Here is a 21170-nt window from a genome sequence, read left to right as displayed (position 1 = left end):
CGATCGCGCCGTTCAGATCTCGCTGACGGTGAATCGGCGCAGGGCGAGGGCGGGGTTCTTCTCCCGCACCTCGGTGATCCGCTCCGCGCTGACCGCCGCGACCGCGGTGCCCACCCGCTCGCCGAGCGACGCGAGGGTCACGCCCATCGGATCGACGATCATGCTGTTCCCGGCCCCGGTGCGCGCGCTCTGGTCGGCGGCGGCCACATACACGGTGTTCTCGATGGCGCGCGCCCGCACGAGCGTGGACCAGTGGTCCTCCTTCAACGGTCCGGGCACCCACTGCGCGGGCAGCAGCAGCACGTCGGCGCCCGCGTCGACGATGCGGCGGGTGACCTCGGGGAACCGGAGGTCGTAGCAGGTCTGCATGCCGAACGTGAGGCCGTCGACGGCGAAGGTCTGCGGGGCGTCGATCTCCCCGGCGCGGATGACGTCGGATTCCTTGTAGCCGAAGGCGTCGTACAGGTGGAGTTTGCGGTAGGTGGCGACGATGTCGCCGCCCGGTCCGAGGGCGACGAGGGTGTTGGAGATGTGATCGTCTCCGGGCAAATGTTCGTTGACCCCTGCCACCAGGTGGACGTCGAGTTCCTTCGCGGTCGCGGCCAGCCCGCTGACGAACTCGCCGTCCAGGCCCTCGGCCGACTCGACGATCCGCTCGTCCGTCCGCGGCGCCGTGAACATCGCGTACTCGGGCGCCACCACCACCTTCGCGCCGCGGCCCGCGGCCTCGGCGGCGAGCGTGCGGAGGGTGCGCAGGTTCTCCTGCTTGTCCTGACCGGGAGCGAACTGAATGACAGCGACATCGACCATGCCGTCCACGCTAGGCGACGACCCCGCGGCAGGTGTCTCCCGTCCCGGTCGCCGCGTATTTCCACGGCGTGGCGATGCACTGTGGACTCGTGCACTAAACTGCTGGTCAATGAGTGATATCGAGCGTGACCCCGAACCCCCCACTTTTGCCGACCTCGACATCGATGATCGGGTCTTGAAGGCACTGTCCGATGTGGGCTACGAGTCGCCCTCGCCGATCCAGGCAGCCACCATTCCGCCCCTCCTCGCCGGCAACGACGTCGTCGGCCTGGCGCAGACCGGCACCGGCAAGACCGCTGCGTTCGCGGTTCCGATCCTCTCGAAGATCGACCTGACGCAGAAGTCGCCGCAGGCGTTGGTCCTCGCGCCGACGAGGGAGCTGGCCCTGCAGGTCGCGGAGGCGTTCGGCAAGTACTCCGCCCATATCCCGGGCCTGCACGTCCTGCCCATTTACGGCGGTCAGAGCTACGGCGTCCAGCTGTCCGGACTGCGGCGCGGCGCGCACGTGGTCGTGGGCACGCCCGGTCGCGTGATCGACCACCTGGAGAAGGGCACGCTCGACCTGTCCAAGCTCTCCTACCTCGTCCTGGACGAGGCCGACGAGATGCTGAAGATGGGTTTCCAGGAGGACGTCGAGCGCATCCTCGCCGACACCCCGGAGTACAAGCAGGTGGCGCTGTTCTCGGCCACGATGCCGGGGGCCATCCGCAAGATCTCGAAGCAGTACATGCACGACCCCGTCGAGATCACGATGAAGTCGAAGACGTCGACCGCGTCCAACATCTCGCAGCGGTACGTCCAGGTGGCGCACCAGCGCAAGCTCGACGCCCTGACGCGTGTCCTCGAGGTCGAGGACTTCGAGGCGATGATCATCTTCGTGCGCACCAAGCAGGCCACCGAGGACCTCGCCGAAAAGTTGCGGTCTCGTGGTTTCTCCGCGTCGGCCATCAACGGCGACATCGTGCAGGCGCAGCGTGAGCGGACCATCGGCCAGCTCAAGAGCGGCGCCCTCGACATCCTCGTGGCCACCGACGTGGCTGCGCGTGGCCTGGATGTCGACCGCATCTCCCACGTCGTCAACTACGACATCCCGCACGACACGGAGTCGTACGTCCACCGGATCGGCCGTACCGGTCGCGCCGGCCGCGCGGGCGAGGCGTTGCTGTTCGTGGCACCGCGCGAGCGGCACCTGCTCAAGGCCATCGAGAAGGCGACCCGTCAGCCGCTGGCCGAGATGCAGCTGCCCAGCGTCGACGACGTCAATGCGCAGCGTGTGTCCAAGTTCGGCGACTCGATCACCGAGAGCCTCACGTCCGACAATCTGGCGTTGTTCCGCAAGATGATCGAGGACTACGAGCAGGAGCACGACGTGCCGCTCGCCGACATCGCCGCCGCGCTCGCGGTGCAGTCGCGCGACGGTGAGGCGTTCCTCATGGCACCCGAACCGCCGCCGGCGCCTCGCCGTGAGCGCGAGCCTCGTGAACGCCCGGCACGCCGGTTCGACGAGGGCCCCCCGACGCGGTCGCGTGGACCGGAGGGCCAGGAGCTCGCGACGTACCGGATCGCGGTCGGCAAGCGGCACCGTGTGGTGCCGGGTGCGATCGTCGGTGCCATCGCGAACGAGGGTGGGCTGCGGCGCAGCGATTTCGGGCACATCAGCATCCGCCCCGACCACAGCCTGGTGGAGTTGCCCGCCGACCTGTCCAGCGAGACCCTCGAAGCCCTGCGTCGTACCCGGATCTCCGGAGTGCTGATTCAGCTGCAACCCGATTCGGGTCCGCCGTCGGGCCGACCGCGTGGTGGCCGCGACGATCGGGCAGGCGGAAAGTTCCAGCGCGACCGGGACAGCAGGAAAAAGCCGCGCGAGTAGTTCTCACGCGGCCCTCCCGAAGAGGATCCCCGGCGGTTACGCCGGGGGAGCGGGAGCCGGGGCGGGCTTTGCCGCTTCGGCGGGCAGCGGGCCCTCCTCGGGAACGAAGAACGAACCGACGGTCGGCAGCACGTAGCAGGTCGCGTTGGTGTAGCCGACGGTGCCGAAGATCGATGCCACGACGGTGCCGGCCCCCGTTGCCACGACCTTGTTCAGCGCCGGGTAGCCGCCCTCGGTGACGCCGTCGAGGGGCAGGATTCCGCTGGCGCCGGTGTTGGTGTTGATCCACGCGACGTTGAGTCCCGAGGACTTCACGACACCGGGGTACGCGGAGAGGGCCTGGAAGCTGATCTCGTTCGCCTTCACCTCGGCGGTGGGCCCGGTGGTGCCCGACGCCAGCGTCAGCGTGACCGGTGCGACGGTGCCGCAACCCACGGTCGGTGCGGTGTAGAGGAACGGGGTGTACGCGCCCGCGACGTCATGCAGCACCGTGGACGTGGCCAGCGCCTCGACCGCGGCCTTCGCCTCGGGCTTGTCGGCCTGGGTGCGCAGTTCGGCGAGGCCGGGGACGTCGGGGGTGGCCGGTTCGGCCGCTGCCGTGCCCGACAGGCCGAAAGTCGCCGCGATACCGACCGTTGCCGCCGCGATCGTGCGTCGCATCACGCTCATACCGTCCACCTGAACTCCTCGTTGTCTCGTCCGGGCGGCTCTGCAGCGCCGCCCGAGCGGAGAATTTACCCGAGAGAGCGGAAACAGTCAGGACCAGCTGCCGCCGCCGGCCAGCGTATCGGCGCGCGCGCCGTCGAGGGATTGCCGGATGATGTCGGCGTGACCGGCGTGCCGGGCGAGTTCCTCGATCTGGTGCAGCAGCATGTACCGGACCGTGAAGACGACCCCCGGCGCCATCCACTGCGCCACGTCGGCGGGCAGGTCGACGTCGCGATCCAGATCGGTTTCGGCGGCGACCGCGGCCTCGGTGGCGCGCTGTGCGTCGTCGAAGCGGGCGAGGAGGGTGTCGACGGTCTCGTCCTCAGTGACGTTCCATGCGGCCATCCACGCTGCCACCGGGTCGTCGCCGACATCGCGCGGAGCCCCGGTGATGCGGGAGGTCATCGCCTCTTCGCCGTCGATCACGTGCTTGAGGAGGGACGCCAGGCTCAGCTCGCTGGCGCTGGGCACACTGCGGGCCTGCTCCTCCGTCAGCCCGGACATCGCGTTTCGGAAGGCGGTGCGCTGGTTGTCCAGCATGAGGAGAAGGAGTCCGCGCTCGTCGGAGATGGGGTTCTGGGTGCTGGGTGTCTCGGTCATGAGTTCAGTGTGGCGCGAATAGCGGACACCTACTGTCCTGGATCGACACTCTGCGCGCGTCCCCAGCGGTTCGGGCAGGACCGACCTACGATCGAGGCACGTGTCCGGGGAACGCCCCTGTTCCTGTGATCGAGTCGCGAACCGAGGTGCTTATGGCCCTGGAAGATTCGTCGTCGGCCTTCGCCGACCCGTCCCGGGAGGGCGCGGCCTCACCGGAGCACGACCTCGAAGGCCACCTCATCGAGGCCCGGTCCGAGGACTTCTTCCACGCCAGAGAACTGCAAGTGGACAACGAGTGGTTCAAGACCGCGGTGTTCTACGAGGTGCTGGTCCGCGCGTTCTTCGATTCCTCCGGCGACGGAACGGGCGATCTCCAGGGGCTGACGTCCAAACTCGACTACCTGTCCTGGCTCGGGGTCGACTGCCTGTGGCTGCCGCCGTTCTACGATTCGCCGCTACGCGACGGCGGTTACGACATCCGCGACTTCCGCGCCGTGCTCCCGGAGTTCGGGACGGTCGAGGATTTCGTCCAGCTCTTCGATCAGGCGCACCGCCGCGGAATCAGAGTTATCACGGACCTGGTCATGAACCACACGTCCGACACGCACGCGTGGTTCCAGGAGTCGCGCACCGACCCCGATGGCCCGTACGGCGACTTCTACGTGTGGTCGGACCGTGACGAAGGGTATCCGGACGCGCGCATCATCTTCGTTGACACCGAGACGTCTAATTGGACGTGGGATCCGGTGCGCAAGCAGTACTACTGGCATCGGTTCTTCTCCCATCAGCCGGACCTGAACTACGACAATCCCGACGTCCAGGACGCGATGATCGACGTGCTGCGATTCTGGCTGGACCTCGGAATCGATGGCTTCCGGCTGGACGCCGTGCCCTACCTGTTCGAGCGGGAGGGCACCAACTGCGAGAACCTGCCCGAGACGCATGCGTTTCTCAAGAAATGCAGGGCCGTCATGGACGCCGAGTACCCGGGGCGGGCGCTTCTCGCCGAAGCCAACCAGTGGCCGTCGGACGTCGTGGAGTACTTCGGGGAGCCGGACGTGGGCGATGAGTGCCACATGGCGTTCCACTTCCCGTTGATGCCCCGCATCTTCATGGCCGTGCGCCGGCAGAACCGGTTTCCGATCTCCGAGATCCTCGCGCAGACCCCGCCGATTCCGAGTTCGTGCCAATGGGGAATCTTCCTCCGGAACCACGACGAGCTGACCCTCGAAATGGTGTCGGACGAGGAGCGTGACTACATGTATTCCGAGTACGCGCAGGATCCGCGGATGAAGGCGAACATCGGCATCCGGCGACGTCTCGCGCCGTTGCTCGAGAACGACCGCAACCAGCTCGAGCTGTTCACCGCGCTGCTGCTGAGTCTGCCGGGTTCGCCCGTTCTCTACTACGGCGACGAGATCGGCATGGGCGACAACATCTGGCTCGGCGATCGGGACTCGGTGCGGACTCCCATGCAGTGGACGCCCGACCGCAACGCCGGATTCTCCCGTGCCGACCCAGCCCGGATGTACTTGCCGGTCATCATGGATCCCACGTACGGCTACCAGTCGGTGAACGTCGAGGCGCAGATGAACTCGACCAACTCGTTGCTGCACTGGACCCGGCGCCTGATCCAGGTTCGCAAACAGCATCCGGCGTTCGGAACGGCGTCGTTCACCGAACTCGGCAGTGCGAACCCGGCCGTACTGTCGTATGTGCGGGAGACGCCGCCGAGCCAGGACCGCCCGTACAGCGACGTCATCCTGTGCGTCAACAACCTGTCCAGGTTCCCGCAGGCGGTGATCCTGGACCTCACCCAGTTCGCCGGCCGAATCCCCGTGGAGCTCACCGGTTCCGTTCCCTTCCCCTCGATCGGGGACGGCGGGTACATGATCACACTCCCCGGTCACGGATTCTTCTGGTTTGCGCTGCAACCGGATCCGAAGTCCGACGGCGCGGTGAGCGGACACCCGGTCAGCAGCGAAGCGGAACAGGCGGTGCAGCAGTGAACGAACCCACCAGTGAACGCATTCCCGACGAGACCCTCGAGCGGCAACTCGTCCGGTGGTTGCCGGACCGGCGGTGGTTCGCCGCGAAGGGCACCACCATCGCGGCGGTGCGGATCCTGCTGCGCCACGAACTGACGACGGCGTTCGGGTTCTCCGCCGAGCATCTCCTGGTGTCGGTGGAGTTCGAGGCAGGGCCGCCGCAGGTGTACCAGATACCTCTGGGTTTTCGCAGTCATCTGCCGGAGGACCTCGAGCCGTGGGCGCTGCCGGACGGCGACGGGAACATCATGATCGCGTACGACGGCCTGCACGATGCCGAGATCATCACCTTGTACGCCGACCTGCTGTCGGAGGCCGAGGGATCGGGGCCGGTGCAGTTGAAGACGGTGCCGGGCACGGTGATCGAACCGGGGCTCCGCGGGCGGACACTCGGTGCGGAGCAGTCGAACACATCGGTGGTGCTGGGGGAGAAGCTCCTGATGAAGATCTTCCGGCTGGTCACGCCGGGCGTGAACCCGGATGTAGAACTCCACCTCGCGCTCGCCGAAGCGGGCAGCGAATACGTGGCGACGCTGCGGGCGTGGATGGAGACGGACGTGGCCGGGATTCTGACCACCCTCGCGATGGTCCAGGATTTCGAGGCCAACTCGGCGGACGGGTGGAGCATGGCGCTCGGCAGCGTCCGCGACCTCCTGATCGAAGCGGATCTCCACGCCGCGGAGTTGGGGACGGACTTCGCCGGTGAGTCCTATCGGATGGGCGCTGCGGTCGCCGAGGTGCACGCCACCCTGGCGCGTGCGCTCGGTGCGGAGGAACGACAGGTGGCGTCGACGACCGTGGAGGCGATGACGCGCAGGCTGGACGCCGCCACCTCGATCGTTCCCGAACTGGGGGAGGTGGCGGCGGCGGTGCGGGGCAAGTTCGCCGAGGCGGAAGCTCTGGGCGCCACCACCGTCCAGCGGATTCACGGCGACCTCCACCTCGGTCAGGTGCTGCGGACACCGGAGCGGTGGCTGCTCATCGACTTCGAGGGGGAGCCCGCCAAGACGCTCGACGAGCGCCGGGAACGGGACAGCCCGTTGCGGGATGTGGCGGGAATGCTGCGGTCCTTCGACTACGCCGCTCACCACCTACTGGCAGATTCGGTGCCGATGGGAGCGATGGGGGCGGCGTCGCAGCGGGACTTCCGCGCGAGGGAGTGGGCGCAGCGCAACGCCGACGCCTTCTGTGAGGGCTACGCCTCCGTGTCGGGCACCGACCCACGCGAGGCGGCGGCGTTGCTCCGAGCCTACGAACTCGACAAGGCGGTGTACGAGACCGTGTACGAGGCGAGGAACCGCCCCAATTGGATCGGCCTGCCCCTCTCCGCCATTCGCAGACTCACCTCAGCACCTCGGTGAGCGTCGGGGACGACACCGTGCCCGTGTCGAACTGAGTGCGGTACAGCTCCTCGTATCGGCCGCCCGCGGCGAGCAGCTCGGAGTGGGTGCCGCGTTCGACGATGCGCCCGGCCTCGACCACGAGGATCAGATCGGCCGCGCGGACGGTCGACAACCGGTGCGCGATCACCACCGCGGTCCGCCCGGCGAGGGCCTCGCCCAAGGCCTCCTGGACGGCGGCCTCGGACGTGGAGTCGAGGTGCGCCGTCGCCTCGTCGAGGATGACCACCCGCGGATGTGCGAGTAGCAGGCGCGCGATGGTCAGCCGCTGGCGTTCGCCTCCCGACAGCCGGTAGCCGCGTTCGCCGACCACCGTGTCGAGGCCGTCGGGCAGGGCCGCGACGAGGTCGGTGAGCCGCGCCCGCTCCAGCACCTCCGCGAGTTCGGCCGGCGTGGCACCCGGCCGGGCGAGCAAGAGGTTGGCCCGCACGGTGTCGTGGAAGAGGTGCCCGTCCTGAGTCACCATGCCGACGGTGGCCCGCACGGAGTCGGCGGTCAGGTCGCGCACGTCCACCCCGCCGAGTTTCACCGAGCCCGCGTCCGCGTCGTAGAGCCGGGGAACCAGTTGGGCGATGGTGGACTTGCCGGCTCCGGACGATCCCACCAGGGCGACCATCTGCCCGGGTTCGGCACGGAACGACAGCCGGTGCAGCACGTCGACGCCGCCGCGGGTGTCGAGGGTCGCGACCTCCTCGAGCGATGCCAGCGACACCTTGTCGGCCGAGGGATACGCGAATTCCACGGAGTCGAACTCGACGGATACCGGGCCGTCGGGCACCGCGACCGCGTCGGGCTTCTCGGCGATCAGCGGCTTCAGGTCGAGGACCTCGAAGACGCGCTCGAAGCTCACCAGCGCGCTCATCACATCCATCCGTGCGCTGGCCAGCGCGGTGAGGGGTGAGTACAACCGGGTCAGCAGCATCGCCATCGCGACGACGGCTCCCGCGTCGAGTTGTCCGCGCAGTGCGTAGAACCCGCCCAGCCCGTAGACGAGCGCCAGCGCGAGAGCGGACACGAGAGTGAGCGCGGTGACGAACACCGACTGCAGCATCGCGGTGCGGACACCGATGTTCCGCACCCGCCTGGCCCGGACCGCGAACTCGGCGGACTCCTCCGACGGGCGGCCGAACAGCTTCACGAGTGTGGCACCCGGCGCCGAGAACCGCTCCGTCATCTGAGTGCTCATCACCGAATTGTGGTTGGCCGCCTCACGATTGAGTTGAGCCAGCCGCGCGCCCATCCTGCGGGCGGGCAGGACGAAGATCGGCAACAGCAGCAGTGCGCACAGCGTGATCTGCCAGGAGATCCCGATCATCACGATGAGCGTGATGCCGAGCGTGACGAGGTTGGACACCACGCCCGACAGCGTGTCGCTGAACGCGCGTTGCGCACCGATCACGTCGTTGTTGAGGCGGCTGACCAGCGCGCCGGTGCGAGTGCGGGTGAAGAAGGCGATCGGCATCCGCTGCACGTGGTCGAACACGGCGGTCCGCAGGTCGAGGATCAGGTTCTCGCCGATGCTCGCGGACAGCCACCGCGTCCACAGGGCGAGGGCGGATTCGAGTACGGCGATGACCGCGATGAGTGCCGCGAGGCGTACGACGACGGACACCGCGTCGCCGCCGACAATGGCGTTGACGACCCGGCCCGCCAGCACCGGGGTGGCCACCGCCAGCGCGGCCGTGACGACGCTGAGCAGCAGGTACCACCCGAGGCTGCGGCGGTGTGGCAGGGCGAACCGGGCTATCCGCCGCAACGTCGTGCGGGAGAAGGGTCGACGATCCTCTTGGGCGTGCATCGCGTTGTACATCGCGTTCCACGCCGTGACTTCCATGCTCATGCCAGCGGCCTCCTGTCGCTATCCCCCCACGGTAGAGCCGGGGTATGACACGACGGTAGAACCTCAACGTTACTCGAGGTCAAGCGGCGAGCGCGGAAGCGCTACTTCGCGACGTCCACGACCACCCGCGTCGGGTCGGACAGAGTCGACACCGTGAAGGGGCGGCCCGGTTGCGTCACGCCGATGAACGACTGCGTGACGCCTTCGAACACGAGCGCGCCGTTGACCTCCGTCACCGTGCCGCCGGGAACACCGGGGACCGGGTTGGGGCCCGAGTATCCCTCCACATCACTGTCGAACGGGTACGCCGAGCCGTCGATCTGCACCTGCAGGATGCCGTTGCCCGACACTGGAATCGTCCTGCCGCTGCCGTCCTGCACCGCCTCGTCCACATACGCGACCCGCCAGCCCGGTGTGCCCTTGCCGCCGAGTTCGTACACCACGCGGTCGAATCCGTCGTGCTCGCCGACGCGGACGTCGGTGACCGTGAGCTTCGCGGACTCGGACGCCGCGGACGATTTCGGCGACGCGTCGGTCGGGATCGGCGCCGACTCGGATTCGAGGGCGCTGCTGGTGGTGGCGGCCGCGGCCGGTGACGTCGCCGCCACACTGCTGGGGGAGTTCGACTCCGAGCATCCGGTGAGCGTCAGGGCCAGGGCGCAGGCGGCGAACACGGCGAAGGGACCGATCCGGTGGTTGGTCATGATCCGATCGTAAGCCGGGGCCGATCAGAGAAGGGGGAGACCCTGGCGTGGCGTCGCGATCGCGTCCAGGTACAGCCAATTGCCGTCCTCACGGACGAATCGGCTGTTCTCGTGCAGCGATTCGCGGTGGCCGTCCAGTACGTAGTGCGCGCGGAACTCGACGGTTCCGGTGGTGTCGAGCAGTCCGCCGCCGCTCGTGGCCAGGATGTCGAGGCGGGTCCAGCGCTGCTCCGGATCGAGGTCCAGGGTCCCGGGCCGGGCGCTCGGATGCCATGTCGCGAGCAGGTAGTCGGCATCCAGGACGGCGAACGCGCTGAACCGTGATCGCATGAGACGCTCGGCGGTGGGCGCCGTCGCCTCGCCGCGGTGATACCTCCCGCAGCACTCGTCGTACGGTTCACCGAGCAGGCAGGGGCATCGAACGGTCACGATCCCAGTATGGACGGCGGTCACACGAGCTTGTGCGTGCGGTCCTTCCAGTACGGCGCGCGCAGTTCCCGCTTGAGGATCTTGCCGGTGGGGTTGCGGGGGAGCAGGTCGACGACGTCGACCGTCGTCGGGCACTTGAACTTCGCCAGACGCTGGCGGGTGTAATGGATCAGCTCGTCCGGTTCGATGGTCGTCCCGGTCACCGGTACGACGACGGCCTTGACCGTCTCACCCCAGTGGTCGTCGGGCACGCCGATCACCGCCACCTCCGCCACCGCCGGGTGTTCGACGAGCACCCGTTCGATCTCGGGCGAGTACACGTTCTCACCGCCGGTGATGATCATGTCCTTCAGGCGGTCCTCGATGAACACGAAACCGTCGGCGTCCGCCCGTCCCATGTCGCCGCTGCGCAACCACCCGTCGGCGGTGATGGCCTCCGCCGTCGCCTCGGGCTTGCCGAGATAGCCGGGTGTGCGTTGTTCGGAACGCCACCACAGTTCCCCCGTCTCGCCGGGAGCGACGTCCTCGGTGGTGGCCGGGTCCACGATGCGCATCTCCACCCCGGGAATGGGCTGTCCCGCCGACGCCATCCTCTCCTCCTGTGCCGCGTCGCGATGCACCTCGGGCAGCAGAGCGGTGACGACACCCGCGCACTCGGTCATTCCGTAGACCTGGACGAACTCCGCCTCGGGCCAGGCGGCGAGCGCGCTGCGCAGCAACGGCAGCGGCATCGGCGCCGCGCCGTACGTGATGCGGTGCAGCGCACCGAACGCGGCCACGGCCTGCTCGCCGGCGGCGAGCACTCCGGCTATCACCGGCGGCACCAGGAACGCGATGTTCGCACCCGCAGCGAGCGCGCCGAACAGGGACGGGGCGTCGGCCTCCCGGGTGAAGTGGCACCGGGCGCCGGCGTGCACGCCCATGATGGCGTAGCAACTTCCGCCGACGTGGAACAGCGGCATCGCGACGAGGAGGCAGTCGTCGTGCCGCGCGGGCAGGATCTCGAGCACCGCGGTGCTGTGGGCGATCAGGTTGCGGTGGGTCAGCTGAACGCCCTTCGGCCTGCCGGTGGTTCCCGAGCTGTACAGGATCAGCGCGGTGGCATCCGCTCCCACCTCCGGCCTCGACGACAGCACCGGCGCCTCGGCAAGCCACGGCTCGAACTCGTCGTGCTCCCCGCCGACGGTGATGATCTGCTCGATACCGGTCAACCGGTCGCGCAGTGCCATGACCTGTTGGAGGAACTCGTTGCCCACGAACAGGATCCGCGCCCCGGAATCGTTGATCACGTAGTCGAGTTCCTCACCGGCCAGCCGCCAGTTGGGAACCGCGGCGGCCGCGCCGAGGAGCGACGCGGCGTAGGTGACCTCGAGGCAGGACAGATGGTTCTTGTCGACGAACGCGACCGTGTCGCCGGCCCCGATTCCGCCCTCCGCCAAGGCTCCCGCGATGTGCAGGATCCGGTCGTGCCACCCGGACCACGTGTATTCGGTGCCCTGGAACTGCACGGCGACGTCGTCCGGTCGGACCTGCGCCCAGTGCGCGAGTCGGTCGAAGATGATCTCGTTGTCGGCGTCCGACATGCGCCCACCTCTCGTCTGTGACGTCAGTCACATCAGGCTAGTAGCCGGTGATTCGATCAGTGACGTTTTGCCTCACGCGGCCGAACTGCTTCGGCTCTGTGCGTCCGCGCGTCGCAGCGCGGCGGTGCCGAGGGCGCCGACCACGATCAGGGTGATGCCCAGCCAGTCGGGGTCGTTGTCCGTGACGAGCATCGCGATACCCACGCCGACCACGAACGGCGGCAGGAAGTCGAACAGTTTGACGAGGGGTGGTGCCACTTCTTCCGGTTCCCCTGGCTCCCGCGGCGCCTGCGCGCTCGCCACGTCCGGATACCACTCGGTGAAGGACAGCGCGAACAGCAACGCCCCGATCGGGATGATCCAGCCCGTCCAGAAATTGTCCGGCTGGTCGAGGACCAGGTCGCCGTACAGTCCAGCCGCCGCCGACACCGTGAAGGACAGTGCCCACACCAGCGTGATGAGCTGGTTGACCTTGCGGAACAGCGGCGAGGTCCAATACTCCTCGGGTGTGGTCTCTTTCGCGTACGGCAGGGTGAACGGATTGCGCAGTAGCAGCGACCCGAACGCGAAGGCGACCAGCGCCAGGCTCGACATCTCGCCCGACCACTTCTCCAGCCAGGTGATCAGGTCGTCGGACGCGAACAGTCCGATCGCGGCGAGGCACCCGAAGTAGAGGATGTCGAACACTTCGAGAGGTTTGAGGGTTCCGCCGCGGCGGTGGCTGAGGAACAGGAACAGAATCGACAACCCGAGAGCGGTGGCGACCGATTCCTCGAACCGCCCGGGGCCGGACAGCAGCGACATCACGATCCATGGCGCCAGGCCGGCGAACGGTGATTGCAGGAAAGCGTCGAGGAACCGCGATCCGGCCCGGGGTTTGGGGGATTCGATGGCCATGAGGCTCTCCTTCGCACCGGCGATACCGGAATTCTCCCAGGTCGGTACTTCCGTTGTGGGCGTTTCCGCGGGGGTCTCCGTGTCGGAGATCACGGCCGCGGCGACCGAAGATCAGGGTGGTCCCTGATGGCGGGCCGCAGCGGGTGTCGACAAGATGGAGGAGTGCGCCGCGCGTGCACCGTCCCGGCCCGTCACCACGGGGCCGGACCGCACAAGAGAAATACGAAAGGCGATCATGAGCACGCATGCCCCCGCTGTCGCTGCCCGTGCTGTCGAGCTGTCCAAGACGTACGGCACCGGCGACACCCAGGTCCACGCGCTCAGCGCGGTATCCGCGGAGTTCGCCCGTGGTGAGTTCACCGCGATCATGGGACCGTCCGGTTCCGGTAAGTCGACGCTGATGCACTGCCTGGCCGGTCTCGATGCGGCCAGTTCGGGTTCCGTCCTCATCGGCGACACCGAGTTGACGACCCTGACGGACAAGCAGATGACGCAGCTGCGACGTGACCGGATCGGCTTCGTGTTCCAGGCGTTCAACCTGGTGCCGACGCTGACGGCACTGGAGAACATCACCCTTCCGCTGGACATCGCGGGCCGCAAGCCGGACGCCGCATGGCTCGAGAACGTGCTCACCAAGCTCGGACTGCAGGACCGTCTCGAGCACCGCCCCGGCGAGTTGTCCGGCGGTCAGCAACAGCGCGTCGCGTGCGCGCGCGCCCTGGCCGGGCAGCCGGAGATCATCTTCGGTGACGAGCCCACCGGCAACCTCGACTCCAAGTCCTCGGGTGAGGTGCTGTCGATCCTGCGGGCCGCGGTGGACGAGTTCCATCAGACCGTCGTCATCGTCACGCACGATCCCCGCGCGGCCGCCTACGCCGACCGGGTGGTCTTCCTCGCCGACGGCAAGATCGTCGACGAACTGCGTGACCCGACGGCCGATTCGGTCCTCGACACCATGAAGCGACTCGACGAGCCCGCTCACGCCCTCGCGTCCGACGCGGCGGTCTGACCGCATGGCGTCCACATCCAGCGCCCCGATGCGCAAGGTGTCGCTGCGCAACCTGGCGGCACACAAGGTCCGGCTGGCACTGACGGTGCTGTCCGTGGTGCTCGGCACCGCGTTCGTCGCCGGTTCCTTCGTCTTCACCGACACACTCCAGAAGACGTTCGACTCGATCTTCGAGAACACCGCGCAAGGGGTCGACGTGCGGGTGTCGAGCGAGGAGCGCAACTCCAGCGGAGTGCCCCTCGCCGACCTCGACACCATCACCGCGCTGGACGGAGTGCGCGCGGTGGCACCTGCCGTCAGCGGGCAAATCGTCCTCATCGACTCCGACGGTGCCGCCGTCCAGACGGGTGGTGCGCCGAGCATCGGCGAGTCCTATCTGCCGCCGGGCCAGGCGCTCGGTGAACCCGACGAGTACGTTCAGGGCGGCCCGCCCGCTCAGGTCGGCCAGATGGCCGTCAACGCCAGTGCCGCAGAACGCGCGCAACTGGCGGTCGGCGACACCGCCAAGGTTCTCGTGCCCGCTCGCGGCATGGTCGACGTCACCGTCTCCGGCATCTACGACACCGGCAACGAGACCGGTGGATTCATCGGCGCGACGTTCGTCGACTCGCAGGCCCGCGAACTGTTCACCGACGGCAAGCACGTCGAGTACATCGACGTCGCCGGAACGGGTGTGTCCCAGACCGAACTGCGCGACGAGATCGCCGCGGCCCTTCCCGACGCGAAGGTCCAGACCGGCGACGAGGTGCGCGAGGAGACCAAGGCGCAGGTGACGGAGGCGCTGAGCTTCATCAACTACTTCCTCCTCGCATTCGGTGCGATCGCCCTGCTCGTCGGCACGTTCATCATCTACAACACGTTCTCGATGATCGTGGCCCAGCGCCTGCGCGAACTGGCGCTGCTCCGCGCGATCGGTGCCAGCCGCAAGCAGGTGGGCCGTTCCGTGGTCTTCGAGGCCCTCGTGGTCGGCGTGATCGGCAGCGCGATCGGGATCGCCGCCGGCGTCGGCCTGGCCTACGGTCTGCGCGGACTGCTGAACGCGTTCGACGTCGGTCTGCCCGAGGGTCCCCTGCAAGTGGGGCCGCGCACGATTCTCATCGCCCTCGTGGTCGGGGTGCTCGTGACGACGGTCAGCGCGTACGCACCCGCCCGGCGCGCGTCCAAGGTGCCGCCGGTCGCGGCGATGCGGGAGGAATTCGCGTCCACCGGCGACTCACTGCACGTGCGCACCATCGCCGGTGCAGTCCTCGGTGTCCTCGGCGTCGTGGGACTCGTCATCGGTTCGCGGGGCACGGGTGGTGGCGCGGCCGCCGTCGTCGGTGCAGGCGCGCTCGGTCTGATCCTCGCCGTGCTGTTCGCCGCCCCGGCGTTGTCCCGCCCGATCGTCGGAGCTCTCGGCGCGGTGCTGGCCAAGCCGTTCGGTCCGGTCGGGCGCCTGGCCCGCACCAACGCCGTGCGGAATCCGCGCCGCACGGCGGCCACCGCCTTCGCGCTGACGCTGGGTCTGATGCTCGTGTCCGTCATCGGCGTGTTCGGCGCGTCCGCGAAGGCCAGCGTCAACCAGCTCGTCGACTCGGGGGTGTCCGCCGACTACGTGCTCACCGGCCCCAACCAGATCGGTGTGCCCAGCGGCGCGGCGAGAGCCGTGCGGAACCTCGACGACGTCCAGAGCGCCGCCGCCCTGCATCCGGTGTCCGTGAAGGTCGACGACGAGCAGGAGCAGGGCGCGTCGCTGGACGGCCCGCTCGAGGGCGTCCTCGACTACGAGCTCGTCGAGGGTGGCGCCGATCTGACGGGCAACCACCTCGTCGTGTCCCAGACGACGGCCGCGCAGAAGGGCTGGACGCTGGGGACGACCGTCCCGATGACGAGCGCCGACGGGAAGGTCGTCGACGCCGAGGTGACAGGCGTCTTCGAAGACAACCAGCTGGTCGGCGACTGGCTCGTCTCGGACGACGTGTACCGCCAGGTGATGCCGGCCGCGACCATTCCCGATCTGGCTGTCCTCATCGACGCGAAACCGGGTGCGGATCTGACGCAGCTGCGAGCCGACCTCGAATCCGCGACCAAGCAGTTCGTCGTGGTTCAGGTGCAGGACCGGGAACAGTTCAAGGGAACACAGGGGCAGCAGATCGACACTCTCCTCGCCATCCTGTACGGACTGCTCGCACTCGCCGTCGTGATCGCGATCCTCGGCATCATCAACACGCTCGCGCTGTCGGTGGTCGAGCGCAGGCGGGAGATCGGCATGCTCCGCGCGGTCGGAATGCAGCGGTCGCAGATGCGTCGCACGATCTACCTGGAGTCGATGCTCATCGCGGTGTTCGGTGCGGCCGTCGGCGTGCTGCTCGGCATCGCATTCGGGTGGGGTTTCGTGAGCACCCTGAAGGACCAGGGTCTCGACCAGGTGACGGTGCCGTGGGGGCAGGTGATCGCGATGCTCCTCGGATCCGGTGTGGTCGGTGTGCTCGCAGCGCTGTGGCCGGCGAGCCGCGCCGCCCGCACCCGGCCCCTCGAGGCCATCGCCGACCTCTGACCCGTGAGTACTTATTAACCGCGGGGGGTTAATAAGTACTCACGGGCGCGGAGCGCGTTTGATATGACTTGTACACACACGCGATGGTGATCATGCCCGTCGCAGGGGCAGATTGGGCGGGTACGGGGACAGTGCAGAGAATTGTGATCGTGGGAGCGGGCCTGGCAGGTCTGCGCACCGCCGAGGAGCTCCGGCGGGCCGGATACGAGGGTGACCTGGTGCTTCTCGGCGGTGAACCGCACCTTCCGTACGACCGTCCGCCGCTGTCGAAGGAAGTGATGCGCGGGGAGAAGAGCGACACCACGCTCAAGCCGCGTGAGTTCTTCGACGAGAAGAACATCCAGTTGCGTCTGGGCGTCGAGGCGGTCGCGGTGGACAGCGGATCCCGCATCCTGAGACTCGCCGACGGCACCGAACTCGGCTACGACGAACTGGTGATCGCCACCGGCCTCGTGCCGCGGCGGATACCGGGTCTCCCGGACCTCGCGGGTGTCCACGTTCTCCGTTCCATCGACGAGAGTCTGGCGTTGCGCGCGGACCTCGCCGAGGGCAAGCGCGCACTGATCGTCGGGGCGGGGTTCATCGGCTGCGAGCTGGCGGCGAGCATGCGGGCGGGTGGTCTCGACGTGGTGCTGGTGGAGCCGCAGCCGACGCCGCTCGCGTCCGTGCTCGGCGAGAAGATCGGCGGACTCGTCGCCCGGCTGCACACCGGCGAGGGGGTCGACCTGCGGGCCGGTGTCGGGCTCACGTCGCTGGTGGGCACCGACCGGGTCACCGGAGCCGTCCTCGGCGACGGAACCGAGGTGGACGTCGACGTCGTGGCGATCGGAGTCGGCTCGGTGCCGGTCACCGCGTGGCTCGACGGCTCCGGCGTCGAACTGGACAACGGTGTGGTGTGCGACGGCGTCGGACGCACGGCGGTCCCGCACGTGTGGGCGGTCGGTGACGTGGCCGCGTGGCAGCTGCGGGTGGGCGGTCGAAAACGCGTCGAACACTGGAGCAATGCCGGTGAGCAGGCCAAGATCCTCGCCGGGGCGTTGACCGGGACCGGCGACGAGAACGCCGCCGCTCAGGTCCCGTACTTCTGGAGCGACCAGTACGACATCAAGATCCAGGCCCTGGGCACGGTGGCAGCCACCGACGAGGTGCACGTGATCAAGGACGACGGCCGCAAGTTCCTCGCCTACTACGAGCGGGACGGCATCCTGGCCGGTGTCGTCGGCGGTGGAATGGCGGGGGGCGTCATGAAGATGCGGGGCAAGATCGCGGCGGGAACGCCGATCGGCGAGGTCCTCGAGGCCGCGTCGGCGTAGGCGGCCGGGCGGGGGCGCGATAGATTCTCCGAGTGATTGTTGCGCTCATCGACTCGGGTCTCGGCATGCTGCCGACGTCGGCGTGGCTGCGCAAGTTGCGACCCGACCTGGATCTGATCCTCGCTCTGGATCCGGACGGGGCTCCGTGGGGTCCCAAACCGGAACAGTGGGTGATCGACCGCGTTCTCGCGACCGCGCAGCGCTGCCTCGACCGCGGAGCCGAGGTGATCGTCCTGCCGTGCAACACGGCGAGTGTCACCGCACTCGACCACGTCCGGGAGTTCGTCGGACCGGCAGTTCCGGTCGTCGGCACGGTTCCTGCAATCAAACCGGCGGCTGCCGCGTGTGAGTCGGTGGCCGTCTGGGCGACCGCGGCGACGACGGCGAGCCGGTATCAGGCGGATCTGATCGAGAAGTTCGGGAACGGCAGTTCCGTCGTGGGTGTCGCGTGCCACGGCCTCGCCGAGGCGATCGACCGCGGCGAGCGGGACGCGGCCACCGCTGCCATCGCCTCGGCCGTGGAGCGCACACCCGACGATGTGGGCGGGGTGGTGCTGGGCTGCACCCACTATCCGTTGATGGCCGACGAGATCGCGGCGCAGCTCCCCGCCGGGGTTCGGCTGTTCGACAGCGCCGAGGCGGTGGCGACGCAGACCCTCCGCCGCATCGATGCGTTGAACCGTCCGAGCGCGGGGGAGGGCACCGTCGAGGTCTTCCTCAGCGGGAGGCCCGGGCGTCTGCCCGCGAGCGCCGAGGCGTTCCCCGCCGGTCAGCTGTTGTCGGCGGGGCGTTCTCAGCCGAGCTGAACCATCCCGGCCGCCACGACGCGTGCGACGTTGTCGAGTTCCTCGCCGTGCCGTCGCGGCAGGTCGTCGAGGTCGTGGAGGCGGTCGCTGCCGGCCACGGAGAACATCGCGGCCACCCACGCCGTCGCGCAGGCCCGGAGCGTTCCGGGTTGCACGGGGTAGGGCGAACTGGCCTGCAGGAGACGCTCGGTGATGTCGCTGAGGTAGTCGCGGAACCGTCGCAGGTGCGCACGGACGTCCGGGTGGGTCTCGGCCTCGCGCCAGATGATCACGCGCATCACCGACGAGTGGTGGTCGCGCAGATTCAGCGCGTTGTCGAGGTTGACGAGGCTGGCGGCGGGGTCACCCGGAGTCACCAGGGGGCCCACGTCGCCGAAGGGTTCGGTCGGCAGTCTTTCGGACAGCAGCGCCAGAAGGATGTCGGTCTTGGAGGGGAAGTAGTAGAACACCAGTCCTTTCGGGACGTGCGCGGCAGAGGCGATCGATGCGGTGGACGTGGCATCGAATCCGTGTACGGCGATGAGGGATTCGGCAGCGTCGAGAATCAGTTCCCGGGCGTCGCCGTCGATCTTCGCACTGCGCCGCCGCCGGCCTTTCCGCGGTTGGGGGCCACCGGGCTTACCGAGATGGGGTGTTGGCATGGGCCTTTCCGGACGTGAACGGCGGGGCACAGGCCGTAAGCCTGTGCCCCGCCCCAATCGATGTTCTCGGTGCTGTGGTTCACGGATCAGTGATGAGTCGCCAGCCCTCCGTGTCCGTGCATCCGGGAACTCATCATCGGCAATCCGGTGACAGCCACGACGACTGCCAGGACACCGACGACCCATGCGGTCCACGACGCGCCTGTGAATGCGTCGAAGTTCATCACCCACGGGGAGAGGAACAACAGCACTCCGAAGACGGCCATCGCGTACTCGGCCACAGTCATCTCCGGGCGGCTCATATGGACGAGACCGGAGAGGGCCACGAGTACACCGAGCACGATGAGTGACCACATCGCGGCGTTGTTGGTGTCGAGCCACAACGGCGAGAGCGCCGCGAAAACTCCGATCACGATCGCCACCACATCTTGCATACGACTCCACGATCTCATGTCCAGCCTCCTCGAAAATGGATTGTGTCCACCTCGAGTACACGCCTGATTGACCGACCGATCAATACCTGGCTCGTTGCAGTCGGATAACGCGAACTGCAGTTCAGAGTATGTTTCGTGATCTTCGACCGCACTGTCACGGCGACTGTCGGTCACCTGTGGGACAGTGCGTTCGTGACTTCCACCGCGGACGACCTGAAGCGCGCACTCGACGAGTTGTCGGACGCGGCCGACGCCGTCAATCTGGCACGGTTCTTCAAGACCGGTCCGGGGGAATACGGGGAGGGTGACGTCTTCATCGGCGTGCGGGTTCCCGGGACGCGCAGCGTGGTCCGTGCTCACGCCGATCTGGACCTTCCGGAAGTGACGGTGCTTCTCGACAGTCCGGTGCACGAGCATCGACTGGCGGGGTTGCTGGTGCTCGCGACGCAGTTCGACCGGGCGGCGAAGGCCGGCGACGACGCCCTGGGCGAGAAGATCGCGTCCTTCTACCTCGACCTGGTGCTGCGGGGACGGGTGAACAACTGGGATCTGGTGGATTCGTCCGCCGACCGGATCCTGGGCGCGTGGCTGTACGACCGGCCGCGGGACCCGGTGTTCGCGCTGGCCGCGGACGACGACCTCTGGCGGCGCCGCGTGGCGCTGCTCAGTACGTTCGGTTCATCCGCCGGGGTGACGCTTCCACGACACTCGAGGTCGCGGAGTCCGTCCTGGGTGATCGCCGCGACCTCACGCAGAAGGCGACGGGCTGGATGCTGCGCGAGGTCGGTAAGCGGGTCGACCGCGACCTGCTCACCGGTTTCCTCGACCGGCACGCTGCGGCGATGGGCCGCACCGCGCTGACGTACGCGTGTGAGCATCTGACCGCCGAGGAGCGCGCGGGCTACCGCGCGATGAGGTGACCGGATACCCGCTACATTCGGTGGCATGACTGCTCCCCCGCCCACTCGCCGCCGCCGACGTGCCGGGCTGATCGTCGCCGCCGTCGTTGCGGTGCTGGTCGTCGTCGCGGGAGGCGTGTTGTGGCTGGCGCCGGACCGCTACCTGCCGTGGGACACCGCGGAATTCCCGGCCGTCGACACGACCGCGTTGTCGCCGCAGCAGGCACGGATCGTCGGGCTGCTCGAGGCCGAACACGACAGGCAGCGGCCGGGCACGTTCTACTCCGAAGGGGTCGAAGAGCCCTGGTGTGCGGACTTCGTCAGCTGGATCATGCGGGAAGCCGACCGGCCACTGTCGAATCCGAATTCCGGGCACTGGCGGATTCCCGGGGTCTACACGTTGCAGGAGTACTACGAGTCGCAGTCGCGGTTCGAAGAGGTCGGTGGCGGATACCGCCCGACCGTCGGGGACGTGGTGCTCTACGACAACAGCAGCTGGGTCGGCCAGCACACCAACGTCGTCGTCGCCGTCGACGGGGACACCGCTACGACGGTCGGCGGCAACGAGTTCGGCCGTATCCGCGTCCACACCGTGGACTGGTCGAGCGACTCCGCCGTCGTCGGCTTCGGCCGGCTCGGGTGA

The 21170-nt window shown here is 68.1% G+C and carries 18 protein-coding genes and 1 pseudogene; 9 read left to right on the top strand and 10 right to left on the bottom strand.

Annotated elements, in window-relative coordinates; genetic code table 11:
* Positions 1-12: 12 nt before the first annotated feature.
* Complete coding sequence (locus JVH1_RS06140) at positions 13-810, bottom strand: carbon-nitrogen hydrolase family protein (protein ID WP_016883289.1); 798 nt, start codon at positions 808-810, stop codon at positions 13-15.
* A 109-nt stretch (positions 811-919) separates the two neighbouring features.
* Between JVH1_RS06140 and JVH1_RS06135 the strand changes: the two genes are divergently transcribed.
* Positions 920-2680 carry a DEAD/DEAH box helicase gene (locus JVH1_RS06135; RefSeq protein ID WP_009479275.1) on the top strand — a complete coding sequence of 587 codons (1761 nt, stop codon included), beginning with the start codon at positions 920-922 and terminating at the stop codon, positions 2678-2680.
* 36 nt (positions 2681-2716) lie between these two features.
* On the opposite strand, the gene JVH1_RS06130 is transcribed toward JVH1_RS06135, so the two are convergent.
* Together JVH1_RS06130 and JVH1_RS06125 are read right to left on the bottom strand one after the other, a co-directional pair.
* Positions 2717-3349, bottom strand: a complete 633-nt coding sequence (locus tag JVH1_RS06130) for a hypothetical protein (RefSeq protein ID WP_043782057.1) — start codon at positions 3347-3349, stop codon at positions 2717-2719.
* Positions 3350-3436: 87 nt separating this feature from the next.
* On the bottom strand, positions 3437-3988 hold the full coding sequence (locus tag JVH1_RS06125; RefSeq protein ID WP_009479277.1) for a DUF664 domain-containing protein: 552 nt from the start codon (positions 3986-3988) through the stop codon (positions 3437-3439).
* A 152-nt stretch (positions 3989-4140) separates the two neighbouring features.
* Between JVH1_RS06125 and treS the strand changes: the two genes are divergently transcribed.
* Positions 4141-5997: a maltose alpha-D-glucosyltransferase gene (gene treS / locus JVH1_RS06120; RefSeq protein WP_009479279.1), complete on the top strand. Its 1857-nt coding sequence runs from the start codon at positions 4141-4143 to the stop codon at positions 5995-5997.
* Positions 5994-7397 carry a phosphotransferase gene (locus JVH1_RS06115; RefSeq protein ID WP_009479280.1) on the top strand — a complete coding sequence of 468 codons (1404 nt, stop codon included), beginning with the start codon at positions 5994-5996 and terminating at the stop codon, positions 7395-7397. Before treS ends, JVH1_RS06115 begins: the two co-directional genes overlap by 4 nt.
* Here JVH1_RS06115 and JVH1_RS06110 read toward each other — a convergent pair.
* The 5 genes from JVH1_RS06110 to JVH1_RS06090 form a co-directional block, all read right to left on the bottom strand.
* Entirely contained in the window at positions 7378-9276 is a 1899-nt protein-coding gene (locus JVH1_RS06110; RefSeq protein WP_009479281.1) for an ABC transporter ATP-binding protein, read from the bottom strand. The genes JVH1_RS06115 and JVH1_RS06110 overlap by 20 nt on opposite strands.
* Positions 9277-9377: 101 nt before the next feature.
* Entirely contained in the window at positions 9378-9980 is a 603-nt protein-coding gene (locus JVH1_RS06105; RefSeq protein WP_009479282.1) for a hypothetical protein, read from the bottom strand.
* A 24-nt stretch (positions 9981-10004) separates the two neighbouring features.
* A complete protein-coding gene (locus tag JVH1_RS06100; RefSeq protein ID WP_043782007.1) occupies positions 10005-10433 on the bottom strand; it encodes a YchJ family protein in 429 nt (142 codons plus the stop codon).
* Positions 10430-11992 carry a long-chain-fatty-acid--CoA ligase gene (locus tag JVH1_RS06095; protein ID WP_009479284.1) on the bottom strand — a complete coding sequence of 521 codons (1563 nt, stop codon included), beginning with the start codon at positions 11990-11992 and terminating at the stop codon, positions 10430-10432. The genes JVH1_RS06100 and JVH1_RS06095 overlap by 4 nt, the downstream gene beginning before the upstream one ends.
* Before the next feature lie 72 nt (positions 11993-12064).
* On the bottom strand, positions 12065-12982 hold the full coding sequence (locus JVH1_RS06090; protein ID WP_043782008.1) for a hypothetical protein: 918 nt from the start codon (positions 12980-12982) through the stop codon (positions 12065-12067).
* 142 nt (positions 12983-13124) lie between these two features.
* Between JVH1_RS06090 and JVH1_RS06085 the strand changes: the two genes are divergently transcribed.
* The 4 genes from JVH1_RS06085 (at position 13125) to JVH1_RS06070 (ending at position 18553) form a co-directional block, all read left to right on the top strand.
* Entirely contained in the window at positions 13125-13898 is a 774-nt protein-coding gene (locus tag JVH1_RS06085) for an ABC transporter ATP-binding protein (protein ID WP_005239421.1), read from the top strand.
* Between the two features lie 4 nt (positions 13899-13902).
* Positions 13903-16434, top strand: a complete 2532-nt coding sequence (locus tag JVH1_RS06080) for an ABC transporter permease (RefSeq protein WP_009479288.1) — start codon at positions 13903-13905, stop codon at positions 16432-16434.
* An 83-nt stretch (positions 16435-16517) separates the two neighbouring features.
* Positions 16518-17747, top strand: a complete 1230-nt coding sequence (locus JVH1_RS06075) for an NAD(P)/FAD-dependent oxidoreductase (protein WP_009479289.1) — start codon at positions 16518-16520, stop codon at positions 17745-17747.
* A gap of 32 nt (positions 17748-17779) precedes the next feature.
* Entirely contained in the window at positions 17780-18553 is a 774-nt protein-coding gene (locus tag JVH1_RS06070; protein ID WP_009479290.1) for a glutamate racemase, read from the top strand.
* Here JVH1_RS06070 and JVH1_RS06065 read toward each other — a convergent pair.
* Together JVH1_RS06065 and JVH1_RS06060 are read right to left on the bottom strand one after the other, a co-directional pair.
* Positions 18541-19194, bottom strand: coding sequence for a TetR/AcrR family transcriptional regulator (locus tag JVH1_RS06065; protein WP_009479291.1), 654 nt, complete (start codon positions 19192-19194; stop codon positions 18541-18543). The genes JVH1_RS06070 and JVH1_RS06065 overlap by 13 nt on opposite strands.
* 86 nt (positions 19195-19280) lie before the next feature.
* Positions 19281-19646 (bottom strand): SPW repeat protein, encoded by a 366-nt coding sequence (locus JVH1_RS06060; RefSeq protein ID WP_029539480.1) that lies wholly within the window; start codon positions 19644-19646, stop codon positions 19281-19283.
* A gap of 174 nt (positions 19647-19820) precedes the next feature.
* On the opposite strand from JVH1_RS06060, the pseudogene JVH1_RS06055 reads away from it, so the two are divergent.
* A pseudogene (locus JVH1_RS06055) lies at positions 19821-20548 on the top strand (DNA alkylation repair protein).
* Positions 20549-20573: 25 nt separating this feature from the next.
* Entirely contained in the window at positions 20574-21170 is a 597-nt protein-coding gene (locus JVH1_RS06050; protein ID WP_009479294.1) for a CHAP domain-containing protein, read from the top strand.

Source organism: Rhodococcus sp. JVH1 (assembly GCF_000280725.2).
Taxonomy (GTDB): Bacteria; Actinomycetota; Actinomycetes; order Mycobacteriales; family Mycobacteriaceae; genus Rhodococcus_F; species Rhodococcus_F jostii_A.
This window is presented reverse-complemented; position numbering and strand designations above follow the sequence as displayed.

What these genes read in the sequence shown, in the direction of transcription:
- JVH1_RS06125 (WP_009479277.1), bottom strand. Translation starts at nt 3,988, where the DNA reads ATGACCGAGACACCCAGCACCCAGAACCCCATCTCCGACGAGCGCGGA.
- JVH1_RS06060 (WP_029539480.1), bottom strand. Translation starts at nt 19,646, where the DNA reads ATGAGATCGTGGAGTCGTATGCAAGATGTGGTGGCGATCGTGATCGGA.
- JVH1_RS06050 (WP_009479294.1), top strand. Translation starts at nt 20,574, where the DNA reads ATGACTGCTCCCCCGCCCACTCGCCGCCGCCGACGTGCCGGGCTGATC.
- JVH1_RS06135 (WP_009479275.1), top strand. Translation starts at nt 920, where the DNA reads ATGAGTGATATCGAGCGTGACCCCGAACCCCCCACTTTTGCCGACCTC.
- JVH1_RS06130 (WP_043782057.1), bottom strand. Translation starts at nt 3,349, where the DNA reads ATGAGCGTGATGCGACGCACGATCGCGGCGGCAACGGTCGGTATCGCG.
- JVH1_RS06095 (WP_009479284.1), bottom strand. Translation starts at nt 11,992, where the DNA reads ATGTCGGACGCCGACAACGAGATCATCTTCGACCGACTCGCGCACTGG.
- JVH1_RS06065 (WP_009479291.1), bottom strand. Translation starts at nt 19,194, where the DNA reads ATGCCAACACCCCATCTCGGTAAGCCCGGTGGCCCCCAACCGCGGAAA.
- JVH1_RS06140 (WP_016883289.1), bottom strand. Translation starts at nt 810, where the DNA reads ATGGTCGATGTCGCTGTCATTCAGTTCGCTCCCGGTCAGGACAAGCAG.
- JVH1_RS06085 (WP_005239421.1), top strand. Translation starts at nt 13,125, where the DNA reads ATGAGCACGCATGCCCCCGCTGTCGCTGCCCGTGCTGTCGAGCTGTCC.
- JVH1_RS06105 (WP_009479282.1), bottom strand. Translation starts at nt 9,980, where the DNA reads ATGACCAACCACCGGATCGGTCCCTTCGCCGTGTTCGCCGCCTGCGCC.
- JVH1_RS06080 (WP_009479288.1), top strand. Translation starts at nt 13,903, where the DNA reads ATGGCGTCCACATCCAGCGCCCCGATGCGCAAGGTGTCGCTGCGCAAC.
- JVH1_RS06110 (WP_009479281.1), bottom strand. Translation starts at nt 9,276, where the DNA reads ATGAGCATGGAAGTCACGGCGTGGAACGCGATGTACAACGCGATGCAC.
- treS (WP_009479279.1), top strand. Translation starts at nt 4,141, where the DNA reads ATGGCCCTGGAAGATTCGTCGTCGGCCTTCGCCGACCCGTCCCGGGAG.
- JVH1_RS06075 (WP_009479289.1), top strand. Translation starts at nt 16,518, where the DNA reads ATGGTGATCATGCCCGTCGCAGGGGCAGATTGGGCGGGTACGGGGACA.